Origin of the sequence: Arenibacter amylolyticus, from assembly GCF_002150785.1 — a bacterium.
GTDB lineage: Bacteria > Bacteroidota > Bacteroidia > Flavobacteriales > Flavobacteriaceae > Arenibacter > Arenibacter amylolyticus.
On the sequence record NZ_MTAZ01000004.1, the window covers coordinates 159,197 to 175,108 of the forward strand.

At 42.6% G+C, this 15,912-nt stretch carries 10 protein-coding genes; 4 read left to right on the top strand and 6 right to left on the bottom strand.

Going from position 1 to position 15,912, the window contains the following annotated elements; translation table 11 throughout:
- Nucleotide 1: 1 nt before the first annotated feature.
- Nucleotides 2-1,498: a glycerol kinase GlpK gene (gene glpK / locus BV214_RS01440; RefSeq protein ID WP_086475688.1), complete on the bottom strand. Its 1,497-nt coding sequence runs from the start codon at nt 1,496-1,498 to the stop codon at nt 2-4.
- Nucleotide 1,499: 1 nt separating this feature from the next.
- Nucleotides 1,500-3,137 carry a glycerol-3-phosphate dehydrogenase/oxidase gene (locus tag BV214_RS01445; protein ID WP_086475689.1) on the bottom strand — a complete coding sequence of 546 codons (1,638 nt, stop codon included), beginning with the start codon at nt 3,135-3,137 and terminating at the stop codon, nt 1,500-1,502.
- Between the two features lie 278 nt (nt 3,138-3,415).
- Between BV214_RS01445 and BV214_RS01450 the strand changes: the two genes are divergently transcribed.
- From BV214_RS01450 to BV214_RS01465, 4 genes are all read left to right on the top strand, one after another.
- A complete protein-coding gene (locus BV214_RS01450; RefSeq protein WP_086475690.1) occupies nt 3,416-4,168 on the top strand; it encodes a DeoR/GlpR family DNA-binding transcription regulator in 753 nt (250 codons plus the stop codon).
- Between the two features lie 311 nt (nt 4,169-4,479).
- Nucleotides 4,480-5,100 (top strand): nicotinamide riboside transporter PnuC, encoded by a 621-nt coding sequence (gene pnuC / locus BV214_RS01455; RefSeq protein WP_086475691.1) that lies wholly within the window; start codon nt 4,480-4,482, stop codon nt 5,098-5,100.
- Entirely contained in the window at nt 5,054-6,076 is a 1,023-nt protein-coding gene (locus BV214_RS01460; protein WP_086475692.1) for an acyl-CoA dehydrogenase family protein, read from the top strand. Before pnuC ends, BV214_RS01460 begins: the two co-directional genes overlap by 47 nt.
- A 274-nt stretch (nt 6,077-6,350) precedes the next feature.
- Nucleotides 6,351-7,061: an SDR family oxidoreductase gene (locus BV214_RS01465; RefSeq protein WP_176328434.1), complete on the top strand. Its 711-nt coding sequence runs from the start codon at nt 6,351-6,353 to the stop codon at nt 7,059-7,061.
- Between the two features lies 1 nt (nt 7,062).
- Here the strand turns inward: BV214_RS01465 and BV214_RS01470 are convergent, their stop codons facing one another.
- The 4 genes from BV214_RS01470 to BV214_RS01485 form a co-directional block, all read right to left on the bottom strand.
- Entirely contained in the window at nt 7,063-9,813 is a 2,751-nt protein-coding gene (locus BV214_RS01470; RefSeq protein WP_086475694.1) for a PD-(D/E)XK nuclease family protein, read from the bottom strand.
- Nucleotides 9,814-10,009: 196 nt separating this feature from the next.
- Nucleotides 10,010-11,371, bottom strand: coding sequence for an OmpA family protein (locus tag BV214_RS01475; RefSeq protein ID WP_086475695.1), 1,362 nt, complete (start codon nt 11,369-11,371; stop codon nt 10,010-10,012).
- Between the two features lie 113 nt (nt 11,372-11,484).
- Nucleotides 11,485-12,678 (bottom strand): glycine C-acetyltransferase, encoded by a 1,194-nt coding sequence (gene kbl / locus BV214_RS01480; protein ID WP_086475696.1) that lies wholly within the window; start codon nt 12,676-12,678, stop codon nt 11,485-11,487.
- 8 nt (nt 12,679-12,686) lie between these two features.
- The gene (locus BV214_RS01485; RefSeq protein WP_086475697.1) at nt 12,687-15,812 is read right to left on the bottom strand and encodes a UvrD-helicase domain-containing protein; all 3,126 of its coding nucleotides are present in this window, start codon (nt 15,810-15,812) and stop codon (nt 12,687-12,689) included.
- Between the last annotated feature and the right edge of the window lie 100 nt (nt 15,813-15,912).

The window sequence follows — 15,912 nt, forward strand, 5'->3', positions numbered from 1 at the left end:
ATTAGTTTTGTTTGGCCCAATGTTGTAGCGCGTCAATGGCCCGGTGCCAACCTTTGATCCCTTCTTCAATTGTGGCCCGATTTTCGGTTGGGGTAAAATTCACATCGGTTTGCCATATTTTTTGAATTTCTTCCAAGTCTTTCCAGTAACCTACCGCCAATCCGGCTAGGTATGCGGCTCCCATTACCGTGGTTTCTATCACTTTGGGGCGCACTGTGTTGGTATTGAGTACATCAGATTGGAACTGCATCATCAGTTTGTTTACCGTAGCGCCTCCATCCACTCGTAGCTCTTTTATGCTCACTCCAGAATCGGCCTCCATGGCCTTTAAAACATCCATGGTCTGGTAGGCTATGGACTCTAGGGAAGCCCTAGCAATATGGGCGTCGGTGGTGCCACGAGTGAGCCCAAAGAGGGTGCCCTGAGCCCGCTGGTTCCAATAGGGTGCCCCTAAACCTGCAAATGCAGGGACAAAGTAAACCCCGTCCGAATTCAGTGCCATATTGGCTAATTTTTCCACGTCCGACGACTGATTGATTATATTGAGGCCGTCCCTTAGCCATTGCACCACTGCCCCTGCAATAAAAATACTTCCCTCTAAGGCATACTGAGTTTTTCCGTTGATCTTCCATGCTACTGTGGTAAGTAGATTATTAGTAGAAATAATGGGTTTGTCCCCGATGTTCATGAGCATAAAGCATCCAGTGCCATAGGTGTTTTTCACCATGCCAGGTTTGGTGCACATCTGTCCAAATAGGGCAGCTTGTTGATCTCCCGCTATACCGGCGATAGGAATTTTTTGTGCAAAGAAATTGGGGTGTGTATAGCCGTAAACCTCACTGGATTGCTTCACTTGGGGCAACATGCTTTCAGGGATGTTGAACAGCTCCAAAAGTTCTTTGTCCCATTCCAGGGTGTTGATATTGAATAGTAGGGTCCTGCTGGCATTGGTTACATCGGTAATGTGGAGATTTCCTTGCGTCATTTTCCAGATCAACCAGGAGTCTATGGTGCCAAATAACAACTCCCCGGCATTGGCGCGTTCTCTTGCCCCGGCCACATTATCTAAGATCCACTTCACCTTGGTGGCCGAGAAGTAGGAGTCTATGACCAATCCCGTTTTTTCCCTAATTAAGTCCGATTTTCCCTTCTCCTTAAGTTCGTCACAGTAGTCGGCCGTTCGTTTATCCTGCCATACAATGGCGTTGTACACGGGTTCCCCGGTATTTTTGTCCCAGACCACAGTGGTTTCCCGCTGATTGGTGATCCCAATGGCTGCTATATTGGCGCCGCTGAGTCCTTTTTTGGTAACTACCTCTGCGGCCATGCCAGCTTGGGCAGACCAAATTTCAATGGGGTCGTGCTCTACCCATCCCGGTTTGGGAAAGTACTGGGTAAATTCTTTTTGGGCGGTGGAAACTATGTTGCCCTTCTTGTCAAAAATAATAGCCCGAGAGCTGGTTGTGCCCTGGTCAAGAGCAAGAATAAATTTCTCCATATCAGTTGGAAATCTTGGTTTTTAAGTTGATTTTCTGTTGTTTGTCACTCGCTACGCTTTCCTGTAAAACATAGTGAATGGCGATTGCGTTGTAGTCGGCCAGTTGTTTTTGTTGCCAAGCTTGATCTCTATTCAGTTCCAGCGCCATGATTTCCGCTACTTTTGGAGCCATGTCAATGGAGGCCTGTGCGTCTAAAAACAAGGCTCTAACCCTGCGTGCAAGTACATCTTCTACCGTTCTTGCCATTTCATTGCGGACGGCCCATACCACTTCTGCGCAAAGGAATTCCATTTTGGGGTGTAGTTTTTCTCCCAGTTTGGGCGATTTCTCAATGAGCTCTAAAATGGCCTTCCGGTCCGATCCGTACACAGAGAGATGATCCGTAGGGTCTAACTCCTGGGTAGCGCCGTGAATGGGAAGGTGGGTGGTGGCACATTCTTTTTTGGGCAGCTTCCCTAATTTTATAGCCTTCTCCATAGTGTCTTCTGCCATCTTCCGGTAGGTGGTCCATTTTCCTCCGGTGATGGTGAGGAGGTGCGAGTTTGAAATCAAAATCTTATGGCTTCTAGATATTTCCTTGGTTTTTTCCGAGCCGTCCTGTGGGGCGGCCAAAGGCCTTAAGCCGGCAAAAATGCTGAGGACGTCTTCCCTGCCCACTCTTTTGGAAAGGTAACTGTTCGCAGTTTCAATAATAAAGTCAATTTCCTTATCTAAGGCAATGGGCTCCAAGCTATGATCATCCAAAACCGTGTCCGTGGTTCCCACTAAGACCCTATTGTGCCAAGGGACCAAAAACAACACACGCCCATCATTGGTCTTCGGGATCATAATGGCATCTTCCCCTGGTAAGAACGATTTGTCTAATACTAGGTGGATTCCTTGACTTGGGCGGACCATGTTTTTCGCATCTTTATTGTCCATTTTTAAAATTTGGTCCGTAAATACACCTGTGGCGTTGATGACCACTTTGGCAGGGAGAACGTACTCTTTGTTGGTTTCCTTGTCCATGGCAACTACTCCGTTTACAATACCTTCCCCATCTTTTGTGAGTTGTGTGACCTGAAAATGGTTTAAAAGCGTGGCGCCTTTTTCTATACAGGTCTGGGCAATATTTACAGCTAGTCTGGAGTCGTCAAATTGACCATCGTGATAGAGCACGCCGCCTTTGAGTTTTTCTGGTTTAAGGGTGCCTATTCGGTCTAGGGTCTCCTTTCTATCAATAGGGATAGATTTCCCTAAGCTGAGCCTTCCCGCCAACAGGTCGTACACTTTTAGCCCAAGCGTGTAAAAGATGCCTCCCCACCACTTGTAATTGGGAATAATAAACGATTGGTTTTTTACCAAGTGGGGGGCATTTTGTAGCATCAACCCCCTTTCGTACAAGGCTTCCTTTACCAGGCCTAAATCGCCCTGCGCCAAATAACGAACCCCGCCATGCACTAATTTGGTACTCCTACTGGAAGTTCCTTTGGCATAATCTACCTGTTCCAGTAACAGCGTTCGGTATCCGCGAACGGCACTGTCCAAGGCAACGCCAAGACCCGTGGCTCCTCCGCCGATAATGAGGACATCCCATTTATCCGGGCTGTCTATTTGCTGTAATAATGCTTCTCTATTATATAAATTCACTTTCGATATATTTCAAAACTTTTCAATATTAATTAAAATTCCGATAAACAAAAACAAATTGATCGCTAAAAGAAAAATATCGAAGGTTTTTTCGATGAAATTCATTCCTTTTATGTATAAACCAATTAGGGGGGGAATCATATTCCTGATGCTTTGTTGTATTTTTGCCGTCCGAATTCATTTTTAGCTATATTTTGATATCTTCGTAAGGTTTCGTTTAAAGATGGAAGAGGGAAGAAACAATTAATAGGAGAGCTTAAAATAATACCCGCGAAAAACCTTAAGTCATGAAAAGACACCAAATTATATTGGAGAAATTAGCAAAGGAAAAGTATGTAGAGGTGTTGGACCTATGTAAAGTTCTAGGTGTTTCGGCCGTAACCATCAGAAAGGATTTAAAATTCCTAGAGGAAAAGGGGTTATTGTTCCGCACCCATGGTGGAGCCTCCTTGGAAGATCCTTATATCAATGATCGGCATGTTACCGAGAAGGAAAAAATATCGGTAGAGGAAAAAAAAGGGATTGCCCAAGCCGCTGCTTCCCTTATCGTGGAAAACGATTCTATTTTAATTGGGTCTGGGACTACCGTACAGGCATTGGCCAAGTTTTGTAAACCCATTGGGAAGTTAATGGTTATTACCTCTTCCTTGCATGTAGTGCTCGAACTCATAAAATTTAAGGATGTGGACGTGCTGCAACTCGGAGGCTATGTAAGGCATAGCTCTGCTTCGGTAGTGGGTAGCTACGCATTACATATCTTGGAAAACGTATCCTGTAGTAAGTTTTTTCTAGGAGTAGATGGGATCGATTTGGACTATGGGCTTACCACAACTAATTTAGAGGAGGCCCAATTGAACAGGAAGATGTTGTCTTCTGCACAAAAGACGATTGTCTTGGCCGATTCTTCAAAATTTGGAAAGAAGAGTTTTGCCAAAATTTGTAATATAGATCAAATAGATCAGATAATTACGGACAAGGGAGTTTCTACCAACGTGGTAGATAAACTGGAAGACATGGGCATTGTGGTGACTATCGTCTAAGACCTTATGGTGGGTATCTTGGCTGTGGGGCCGGTAACAATCAGTGGATTAACTAGTTCTAAGTGCCAAGGACCGCGATGGGCAGATAACTATAAAAATTACTACTTCCTTCTTAGTTTATCCCCTTATTAGACCTAACTTTGTCGCCGAAATGGGGTGCTTGCTGTTTACAGTAGGCTGAGATGATACCCAAGAGCGTGTATGCGCTGTACCTGATCCGGATAATGCCGGCGTAGGGATCTCAACCTATGGATATTTATCCATAACTTCTCTTGGTTCATCGTCCCCTTTCATTGCTTAAAACGAGATTGATGAACGTAGACTTTTTAATGAATCTTACTCTATTGGAGGCCTTGGGCACCGGCTTTGGAATTACCCAGGTGCTGTTGGCCAGGAATAATAATGTGAATAACTATCTCTTTGGCATGGTATCCATTTTGCTAGGGATATACGTGCTTTATCACTCCAAATTGTATGCAGATATCCTGCTGAGCATGTATTATTTTGTGATGAGCATCTACGGTTGGGTGTATTGGAAGTTTGGAAAGCAGAAAGAAGCGGCTCCTATTTCGGCATCCACCATACAAGAACATCTAAAGGCACTGGGAATTGTCCTAGCTTGTTTTCTTCTAATGGCCTATTGGCTTAAGTACCATACCAATTCCGATGTTCCCATCTGGGACGCTGTAGTGGTAGCCTTCGCTTGGGCCGGGATGTGGCTAATGGCACGAAGAAAGCTCGAAAATTGGATTTACCTTAATATTAGTAATATAATCTCCATACCCCTGCTTTTTTATAAGGGGTTGTATATCTATGCGGGGCTAACCATCTTTTTATTCATGGTGGGTACTTCCGGATATTTGAAATGGCGCACAATTGTAAAGAATGAGAGAAAGGATCAATTTCACCCAGCTAAGGAAGCAGTGCTTTAATGCCCATCAATTCCCAAAGGAGGTCTTAGATTTTATCGAAAGAGAGAATCTATGGAATATTTGGGTGCCAAAACAGTACGGTGGCCTGGAGATGTCCCTGGTAGAGGGATTAAAAACATTAAGGCTGCTGGCAGAGATCGATGGCAGTTTGGGGTGGACGGTAACCCTATGTAGTGGGGCTAACTTTTTTATTGGAAATCTTCCGCCAAAAGTGGCAAATGAAATCTTTGGCGGCCAGGCATCCCAAGTTTGTTTTGGAGGTAGTGGCGGGGTGTATGGAACAGCCGAAAAGCAGGGTGATTTCTATAAGATTTCGGGGAATTGGCATTACGCTACAGGAGCGGTCTACCTCACCCATTTTACCCTGAATGCCAAGATTATAGCGCATGGGAAAGAATTGCAGAATGACGATGGCTCCCCAATGGTCCGTTCCTTTTTGCTTCCCAGAAATAAGGTGAAACTTATTAAAAACTGGAATACCATGGGACTAAAGGCTTCGGTGACACATTCCTTTGAAGTGAAGGAGGTTCTGGTAGATCAAAAATATAGTTTTTGGTACAATCAAGTGCAGCTAGATTATCCCATATTTAAAATCCCTTTTACCGCATTTGCCGATCTAACACTTTTGGCTAATTATATAGGGATGGCAGCCCACTTTTTGGAGGAAGCCAAAGCAATACGGCCCCAAAAAGAGTGGGGTGCATTAGAGGAGGCCATAGAGCAGGCCGATGAAAAAATGTTCCAATCTGCCCAAGAGATAACAACTGCGAGTGTAGATCAAATAATTTGCACAGATACCAGCCTTCAAGAAATTCACACCCAAGCGGTAGAGTCGGTACAGCTAATTACCAAAGCTATATTTAGAACCTATCCCTTTCTTGGGATTGCTGCAAGTAGGGAAAGTCATCCCATTAATCAAGTATTCCGCGATTATTTTACAGCCACACAGCATCATATATTTACTAAGGGTAGATGAGCCAAAGATGGGCTAGCAGCGTCGTAGTCTTATAGCCGCTGGTTTTCAATGTTTCCTGGGAACAGAGGTGCCCTATTTTTATGGGATTATCCAGATTGGGTAGTTTATTGGTAATTATAGAATTCTTTCGTAGGACCAGGTTTTTCTTGAAGGGTTGATAGCTAATGTTTTAGGGGGTTGGGAGATGGATTCGCCTAGTTTTTAAGAAAACTATAACTACTTATTTTTCCACTTCAGGACTTATAATTTTATCTTGAGGTAAAAGTAAAATATAATGGAATTAAAAGGTAAAATAGCCTATATAACGGGCGGATCAAAAGGTATTGGGTACGGAGTGGCCCAAAAATTGTTACAAGCGGGAATGAAAGTTGCCGTGAGTGGTAGAAATTTAGAAACGGTAACCCAAGCAGCCAAGAGTTTAGGAGCAGAGGATAATGTACTTGCCTTGGCGTCCGATGTCACTAAATTGAAGGAGGAGGAAAAGGCAGTGGCACAGATTGTTGATAAATGGGGAGGCGTAGACGTGGTACTCGCCAATGCGGGAGTAGGACATTTTGCGCCTATAGACCAAATGTCAGACGATCATTGGCACCAGATGATAGACACTAACCTAACGGGTGCCTTCCATACATTAAAAGCGTCTGTAGATGCATTAAAAAAGAGTAAGGGATACTATATCACCCTGGCCAGTTTGGCAGGGACCAACTTTTTTGCCCAAGGAGCTGGCTATAACGCCAGTAAATTTGGCGTTGTAGGTTTTACTCAAGCTGCAATGTTAGACCTAAGGGAATACGACATTAAGGTGTCTACCATTATGCCAGGTTCCGTAGCTACCCATTTTAACAATAATGAACCCTCTGATAAGGATGCATGGAAAATTCAACCAGAAGATATCGGGGATCTGGTATTGGATTTACTGCGGATGAACCCCAGAACCTTACCTAGTAAAATTGAGGTAAGACCCACAAGACCAGATAAAAAGTAAGTTACACCTCTTTTTCGGTCAGGGGAATATCCGGATTGCAAATTTCGGATATCAGTTGATTTAAAACAGTGGTAAAAAGGGCGATAGTTTCTTGGGTAATTTGTTTATCCTTGGTTCTACTGCCCTTTTTCTCTTTGGTGGCAAAGCTTAAAACTCCCGATTTCAGGTTTTTAAAGGATATAATTCCAGCCTCTAAAGAGGGTGTTGGTGTGCTATGATTATACATTAGAGCATAGCATAGGAGTTGAAAGCACTTACTGTATTTATAATCTTCAATAATTGGGTCCCATGCTATCAGCTCCACATCTCCCTGCATAACCTTACCCGTTTTATAATCGATTATTCTAGGTTGGCCATCCTTTTCGTCTATACGATCTAATTTTCCCTTTAAAACAATGGGAAAATCGATCCCAGGTATTTCCAGTTCCATCCTTAGATTTATTTCAATCCCTATAACCCTAATTTCATGCTTTTTTACAGCCTCTATTTCCATGGCCAAAAAATTGGAAATATATCGGAGAACTACCTCATAGGCAATAAGATTTATCCCCTTGGAGATATCCCCTTCAGCAAAACTCTTGTTAAAGTGGTATAGCACGGTGGTTTTTACCTTCCCTTGCATGTCTTGGACCATAGCTTCCGTTAGTACTTGGTTGAGGTAGGGCTTATAGAGATCTTCTAGGCTGTCATGAACAATGGTTCCAAAGGTATTGCTCGCAACGGTTTCCTCCACTTCTATAGTTTCGTTTATCCCTAAGAGGTTTCGCTTATAAAAATCTATAGGATTCCGTACATAGTTGGTCAACGAGGTTGGAGAAAAGCCATTTTCCGCATGTTTTTTTATCAACTCCATAAGGCCGGTATCTTTGTGTACGATTTGCAGGGTTTTGGGAGTCGATTGTATTTCTGGAGCGGCGATGCTTTCCTTTATCTGGGATATTTTATTTTCGTCTGTGAGTAATTGGGTCAGTAACCTGCTCTTTTCCCCTCCTTCCAATACATCGGGTTCGGTATTGTAGACTAGGTAAATATTCTTCGCTCTTTGTAATAGTCGATAAAAATGATACGTATATACGGCGTCTTTCTCCTTGTAGGTTGGGAGCTGATAATACTTTTTTAGGTCGAAAGGAATAAAGGAGTTATTAGATTTTCCCGATGGAAGGATACCCTCGTTCACTGAGGTCAGGATAACGGTCTCAAAATCTAAGGCCCTACTTTCTAACATTCCCATTATTTGCAGGCCTTCCAATGGTTCTCCCTGGAAATCTAGCGTCTCGGTCCTCAGCAATTCCCTATAAAGACTTTCCAAGGATTTTAGGTCGTTTATAAACGCATAGGTGGCCACCATTTCCTGAAGCTGGTTAAAGAGGGAGTAAAACTTGTAGAGGTATTCTAGCCCTAAGTTATCCTTTGTCTTTAAAAATTTTTCCTTGAGACTTAATACTACTTTCTGGCAGTTAATTAAAAATTGTGCTGCGCTTTGCTGTTTCTCTAAAAAGAATAGGTCTAAGAGCAGCTGAATTTCCGGGGTGTCCAAAACTAGGTTTTTGGGACTTACAAAGGCCCAGTTGTTCTTCTTAATCGTGTCTGCCAAAAGGGAGGCATGGTTCTTATTATGGTGTGTAAAGAGTAGCTGTACATAAGGATGCGAAAGAAAATCCAATACTTGCTGAAAGTACCAGCCTGCCCCATCCTTTTTTAAATGTAAATCCAGGTACTGGGAGAACATGCTAGCCAGGGGTGTACTGCTTAAGGGGTATCCCATGGTGATGTTTACGGTATCTATTTCCTGTGGAATAGAGTTGAGCAGCGGGTTTAGGAGATTTTCATCTCCTAGGACAATGGCGGTATTCTTTAGGTTGGCCGCATTTTTCTGTTTTAATTGTAATAGGAGGTTGCCCACGTATTTGGTCTGGGAAACATTTTTTGGTACCCCTATAATATGGATGTTTTTATGATGGGAGTAATAATTGGTGAGGCCTTTTAGTGGGTTGTGCTGTAACCAGGGCCAGTTCTTTTTATGCTGTCTAATAAAGTAGCCGGCATCGTGCACGGGATCATTTAAGAAATAAGGGTCTATATCCCACAGTATCTCGGCTTTTCCTTTGGATAGTAACTCCTGTATAATATGGGACTCTGCCGTGTTCAGCGCATTAAAACCTGCAAATACATGGGTCGTTTCTGGTCTGTTTTCCAAGTATTGTGGTAATTCTTCACAGGCAGTGCGGTAAATAAGTCCTTGATGCCCTATATGTTTGTCTTTAAGTAATTTATTGAAGGTAGTATATAGGGGGTGTAATTGCTTCCAAAATTGAAGGTAATTGGTAATGATCTGGGATCGATCTGCCTGTAGTGACCAATGATTTAGCTCCTGGATGTCCTTTAAGTAGGAGAAAATATCCTGGGCGTCTATGAGGTAGCGATCTATTTCATTAAAGTCCTGAAGTAAGATCTGCCCCCATTTTGCAAATGCGGCAAAGGGTTCCCTATTTTCTTTTTCAAGGTTTTGGTAAGCTTCATATAGCGTAAAAAGTTGCTCTGTACTGCTAGCGGTTTCCAATTGGGAGATGTGTGCTACAAAGTTCTCTATGCTATATATTTTTGGCGCAAAGCAGGTTTTATTCGCCGTGTTCGCCAAAGCGGTTTTAAGCACGGTTCCCGCTCTTTTACTGGGAAGTACTACGGTGATGTTGTCTAGGGAGGGGTATGTATCTAGGAGGTGGTCTACTATCTGTTGAATAAAGCTTTTCACAAATGGATATGTTTTGCAATTGATTTACGCCCTAAATATAGGATATAGATTGTAGTTAAGGGCGGACTTGGTAACTTAATGTTTTTGGAAATATGAAGAGGGATTAACAAGGTGGTAGACTAGGTCTTAGCCGGGGTGTAAACGAAAAAAGCTCCGCAATCGCGGAGCTTTTCTTAATATCTATTGGTATTGATGATTACTTCACCAAGTTAATTTCAACTCTTCTGTTTTGAGCTCTACCTTTAGAAGTATTATTAGTAGCTATTGGCTTATCCTCACCGTATCCAATGGCAGATAATCTGAACTCTTCAATTCCTTTGTCTACTAAGAACTCCTTCACAGAAAGGGCTCTAGCTTCAGAAAGTCTTTGGTTTAGAGTCTTGCTACCTACACTGTCTGTGTGTCCTTCTACTGTAAACTTAGCATTTGGATACTCTTTAAGGATAGTAATAATATCTACCATTACAGATGTAGAGGAAGCTTTGATAGTAGATTTTCCAGTATCAAACAAGATGGTTCTAGCATACTCGTTTAATTGCTTCTGTACTTCTTCAGTAACCTCAGGACAACCTTGGTTGGCTACGGTTCCAGCAACATCTGGACACTTATCGTCTTTGTCTAAAACACCGTCTCCGTCAGTATCTGGCCATGGGCAACCGTTGTTGGCAGCAGGACCAGCCTCGTTAGGACACTCATCATCCTTATCGGCAACACCGTCACCATCAGAATCAGGACAACCGTTTAGAGCGGCAGGACCAGCTTCGTTAGGACAAGCATCATCCTTATCGGCAATACCGTCTCCGTCGCTATCAGGACAACCGTTCATTTCTTTGGAACCAGCTTCGTTAGGACACTCATCATCCTTATCTGGGATACCATCGCCGTCAGAATCTGGACATCCGTTAAACTGAGCTAAACCTGGAATTTCAGGACAAGCATCGTCTTTGTCATAGATACCATCTCCGTCCGTATCTACACCACCAAATTTGATGGCAATACCTGCCATGTGCTGAAAATGAGTGATAGCTGCAGGTCTGCTTGCGGTAGCATAATCCTCAAAAACGTGCTTGTAAGCAGTCTGAAGGGTAAGGCCAATGTTTTCGGTAAACCAAACATTAACTCCAACACCACCATTTAGGGTTCCAGCGCCAATTTCGTCTATCCAAGTATAACCACCACCGATTTCTACGAACGGATCAACCACAGTGTTGCTTAAAAAAGCGTACTTAATGGTTCCGTCTACTGCATAGTGAGATAAATCGTCTACACTAACATCCCCCCATTTATCGATACGGTTCAAGGAACCTCTTGCACCTACGGAGAAACCACTACCTACATATTTCGATACTCCTACGTAAGAGATAGACGGTAGCATATTCCAGTGGTCTGTAGCATTGAAGAACTCATTTCCAAAGCTGCTAACATCCTCTGTTGGGAAAACGTCAATTGCGTTTGCACCGAATGTTATTTGCCAAGGGTTATTATCGTCTTGCGCTTGTATGTTGTTAAAACCTACAAGGAGTAGGGCAACAACTAGTATTCTGCTAAGATGTTTCATGTTAATTGATTTAAGTTTAAGTGATTATTAATTACAAATGTAAGTTGTTAAAGTTTATTAACAAAATCATTTAATTGGTTTTTTTAACTCAATCCGTAGGAGAAAAGCTTCAATTAAATTATTTCCAAACTTTTCCCAACCTCCGTAAATGCTTTAATGGCATGGTCTAGATGTTCCTTTTCATGTGCGGCCGATAGCTGAACACGTATCCTTGCCTTGTCTTGGGGTACTACCGGATAAAAGAATCCAATCACGTATATCCCCTTTTCCAGTAACATTTCTGCCATCTTCTGTGATAACTTGGCATCGTAGAGCATTACCGGAACAATGGCAGAGTCTCCATCTATAATATCAAAGCCGGCCTTCTTGATTCCTTCCTTAAAGTAGGCCGTGTTTTCGTCCAGCTTCTTCTTTAAGCTCTGGTCCTTTTCCAAGATGTCGAATACCTTTAATGAGGCCCCCACAATAGCCGGAGCCAAGGAGTTGGAGAACAAATAGGGTCTAGAACGTTGTCTTAGGATTTCTATGATTTCCTTTTTTCCAGTAGTATAACCACCCATGGCGCCACCCATGGCCTTGCCCAGGGTCCCTGTAATGATATCTATCCTGTCCATTACATTCTTTTCTTCTAGGGTGCCCTTTCCGGTCTCCCCAATAAAGCCGGTAGCATGGCACTCATCTATCATTACCATGGCATCGTATTTTTCAGCTAAATCACAAATTTCATCCAGAGGGGCAACCAAGCCGTCCATGGAGAATACCCCGTCCGTCACAATGATCTTGAACCTAGCGTCATCTGCATTGGCCTGTTTTAATTGTGCTTCCAGATCGCCCATATCATTGTTGGCATAGCGATACCGCTTAGCTTTACACAAACGAACCCCGTCTATAATGGAGGCGTGGTTCAGCGAATCGGATATTATGGCATCGGCAGCGGTCAATAGAGGTTCAAAAACGCCTCCATTGGCATCAAAGGCAGCGGCGTACAATATGGTATCCTCGGTGCCGTAGAATTCAGCGATCTTTTTCTCAAGCTTTTTGTGAATGTCCTGGGTTCCGCAAATAAAGCGTACGGACGACATGCCAAATCCGTGAGAGTCCAACGTATCCTTTGCCGCTTGTATTACCTCTGGGTGGGAAGAAAGGCCTAGGTAGTTGTTAGAGCAAAAATTAATAACTTCCTGTCCTGTATCTGTTTTTATCACCGCACCCTGTGGGGTGGTGATTATTCTTTCTTCTTTGTAAAGTCCGGCCTCTTTAATGGCGGCTAATTCGTTCTGTAAATGTTCTTTAATGTTTCCGTACATAACTTTAATTAAATTATAAAGTCGAATATAATATCTTCGTTGATATAAACTAGAATTTTGTTTTCTATTTCATAGCCCATCCCTTCCAATGCTGCTGCATACACATGAAGTTGCTGGTGATAGGCTTCATTTTTCATCCCCGTTTTGTAATCGATGATTGTGGCTTGTTTTCCGTTTAAAACAATACGGTCTGGTCGCAGGATTTTTCCATCCTGAGTAAGGATCTCCTGTTCGTTTCTAATTTCCAAATCCTTGCCATAGTACCTGGATAATTTTGGATGCATCACAATGCCGGTGACCTTTTCCAGTATTTCAGGCTCATCGTCTTGGGATAGCGACCCGTTTTTTACCGCTCCCGTTACGGCAGGTGCAATGTCTTCCTTACCGTTTATTTGGCCCATAATTAGATGGACTAAATTTCCTTTGTTTATGGCCGTTTCCCTAGTGGTGTCCCAAAGTGCTCCCGATTTTGTTAAGATGCGAAATTCAGGGCGGTCCTTATAGCTGTACAGATAGGGGATATTCTCTTGTGAATCCGTAGCATTTTCGTTTCCGTCAGCAGCTTCTAATTCACCAAACTGGTATGTTAGCTTGTTATCCTCCCAAAGCCCTTTTTCTCTTAGGTAGTGGATAAATAGACCAGAGTAATAGTTGGTTTTATGTACATTCTTAGCGTCGAGATCCTTTTTGGAAATGATGTAAAGCCCTTTTTCGGCCCTAGTCAGTGCTACGTACAATAGATTAAAGGCATCTAGCTCCAGTTTGTGTTGTTCTTCCTCGTAAATAGCCTCGGCCATTGCGCCATAGGTAAGTACATCCTTGTTTTTGTTGATTAGAAGTTCTGGGAAACCGTTAAAGGAGTGCTCGGGAACGGGAATCCACAATTTGGGATCTATTTCTTCGTATATATTGGAGTTGGCAAAGGGGAAAATCACAATAGGGAACTCCAATCCCTTAGATTTATGGATGGTCATGATCTGCACGGCATCTACATTTTCTGGGGCCGTAATGCTCAGTGAATCCTTCTTCTTTTCCCAATGCGCCAAAAATACTTGACTGTTGGCGCCTTCCTTTTGTTCTACCTCCTGTACCACATCCAAGAGATAGGTGATATAGGCGTCCGAGCTTTCCGCTAGGTCAAACTTCTTAATGGCCTGCTCCAAGCCATCGTAGACAGAGGATTGCCTTAATTCTTCCAGCTTAAACCCGTATTGGTTCTTCAACAAACTGTCTACCTCCTTAAGATGGGTTTGTATTAACTGGTTTAGGTTTTTTTCATCCTCAAATAAAAAGGAGAGGAGCTCAAATGAGATTTCCAAATCATCGGGTTGTAGGCTGTACCGAAGAAGATTAATCAGAAACCGAACCTTTGGATTGCTGTTTAGTAATAGCGTTTCGGAGGAAATAATGGGGATGTTCTGCTGCATTAGGAAGTCGGCGATAACAATTCCATCTTTTTTCTTCCGCGTTAGGATGCATATATCCTTTAGGGAATACTTCTTTTCCAGAATCTGTTGTAAGCTGTTCCATACAGCCTGGCAATACAATTCGTTTTGGTCTAGGTCTTCCTCATTATTCTCTATAAAGGATAGCTGTACCATGCCACCCTTTTTGCTGTTATACGCTTGTTGGTTGCCCTCTATAAATAATTTATTGTAAGTGCTGTTTTCCAGAAATTCACTGGTACGGGTAAAGAAGTCGTTATTGAATTTTATGACCTCTTCATGACTCCTATAGTTGGCGGGTAGATTGGCTGTTAAAGGGGGATAAACAAATGGGTTTTCGTCTAGGTTAATTAGGTTTAGAAATTGCTCTGCCCTACCACCCCTCCATCGGTAAATGGCCTGCTTGGCGTCGCCTACTAGCATTAGGGATCCAATTTTCCCCAGTGCGTCTTCGCTTTCCAAGGCATTGCCTATCAATGGAGTTAGGTTGTTCCATTGCATTTGGGAGGTGTCTTGAAATTCATCTATAAAATAATGGCGGTACTTTTCCCCGATCCTTTCATAGATAAAAGGTGCTGGTTGATCTTTTATTTCGTTGGATATAAGACTGTTGAAGGAAGAGATTGGAAGTAGGTCTCGCTCTAACTCCAAAGTCTTTATTTCTTGTTGTATAGCGTTTAATACGGTTAGAGGGACTAAGTTTTTGTAGGCGTTCCGCATAAGGGAAACCGCGGTGTGGTTTTCTTTTATGTGTTGAAAATGTTCGTTGAACTCGGAATGGAGTCCGTCTAAAATAAGCTTGATGTCTTCTGGGCAGGTCTTGGTGTAGAGTGGTTCAGAATCAAAATTTTGTTTCCAGCCCGACTTAAAATCCATCTTTAGGTCGCCCGATGCTATTTTTTGAATGAATTTTGGAAACCAGCCCGATCTAAAGTTTTTGAACTCTAGCCCGTTTCTTTCAATAATGGCTAGGATGTCTTGGGCATCTTTCAATATTTGCTCCTCCAAAACCTTGGTGTTTTGGGACAAGGTGGTTTTCAATTTCTGAAAATCGTGAATCTGCTTACCTTCTAGCTTTTTTAGGTGTGGCAAGTGGTTTTCATTAAAGAGCAATTTTCCAACCTTATGTAGATCAAAGCTTATATCCCAGCTTTTGTCCTCATCTATCTTTTCCAGGGCAAAATCTATCATCACCTTGGTGAGCTCCTTATTGCTGCCTGCCTTGTTTATTAATTTGGCAATGGCCTCATCCAACAATCCATCGGTGTCCAAGACCACTTCAAAATTCTGGGGTAGTTTTAGGTCCTTGGCAAAAGTTCTAATGAGGCGATGGGTAAATTTATCGATGGTAGAAACATCAAAAAAAGCATAGTTGTGTAATATCTCCTTAAGGGCCTGTTTCGCTCTTTTTTGTAGAATGGCTACCTCCACATTTAGCTCCTTGGATATGTCCAATAACATATATGGGATCTCGGTTTCCACTCTTGCCCTTCCAAAAATGAAAAGGCTGCCCAGAATACGCTGCTTCATTTCGTTTACCGCCTTGTTGGTAAAAGTGATGGCGAGAATATTCCTATAACTCTTGTTTAAATCGGAGGAAAGGATTATTTTGAGGTATTCTTTGGCAAGGGTATACGTCTTTCCGGAACCGGCGGATGCGTTATAAATTTTGTATGGGGCCTCTTGCACGTCGTTTTAGTCGCAAATTAAGCAATATATGATAGTTCTTAACATATTTTTAGCTGAAAATCTTAAGTAATATCTTATTTTTGGGATAACAACATTAATT

Coding starts and splice junctions, on each gene's coding strand:
- glpK (WP_086475688.1), bottom strand. CDS start 1,498: ATGGAGAAATTTATTCTTGCTCTTGACCAGGGCACAACCAGCTCTCGG.
- BV214_RS01450 (WP_086475690.1), top strand. CDS start 3,416: ATGAAAAGACACCAAATTATATTGGAGAAATTAGCAAAGGAAAAGTAT.
- pnuC (WP_086475691.1), top strand. CDS start 4,480: ATGAACGTAGACTTTTTAATGAATCTTACTCTATTGGAGGCCTTGGGC.
- BV214_RS01460 (WP_086475692.1), top strand. CDS start 5,054: ATGAGAGAAAGGATCAATTTCACCCAGCTAAGGAAGCAGTGCTTTAAT.
- BV214_RS01465 (WP_176328434.1), top strand. CDS start 6,351: ATGGAATTAAAAGGTAAAATAGCCTATATAACGGGCGGATCAAAAGGT.
- BV214_RS01475 (WP_086475695.1), bottom strand. CDS start 11,371: ATGAAACATCTTAGCAGAATACTAGTTGTTGCCCTACTCCTTGTAGGT.
- kbl (WP_086475696.1), bottom strand. CDS start 12,678: ATGTACGGAAACATTAAAGAACATTTACAGAACGAATTAGCCGCCATT.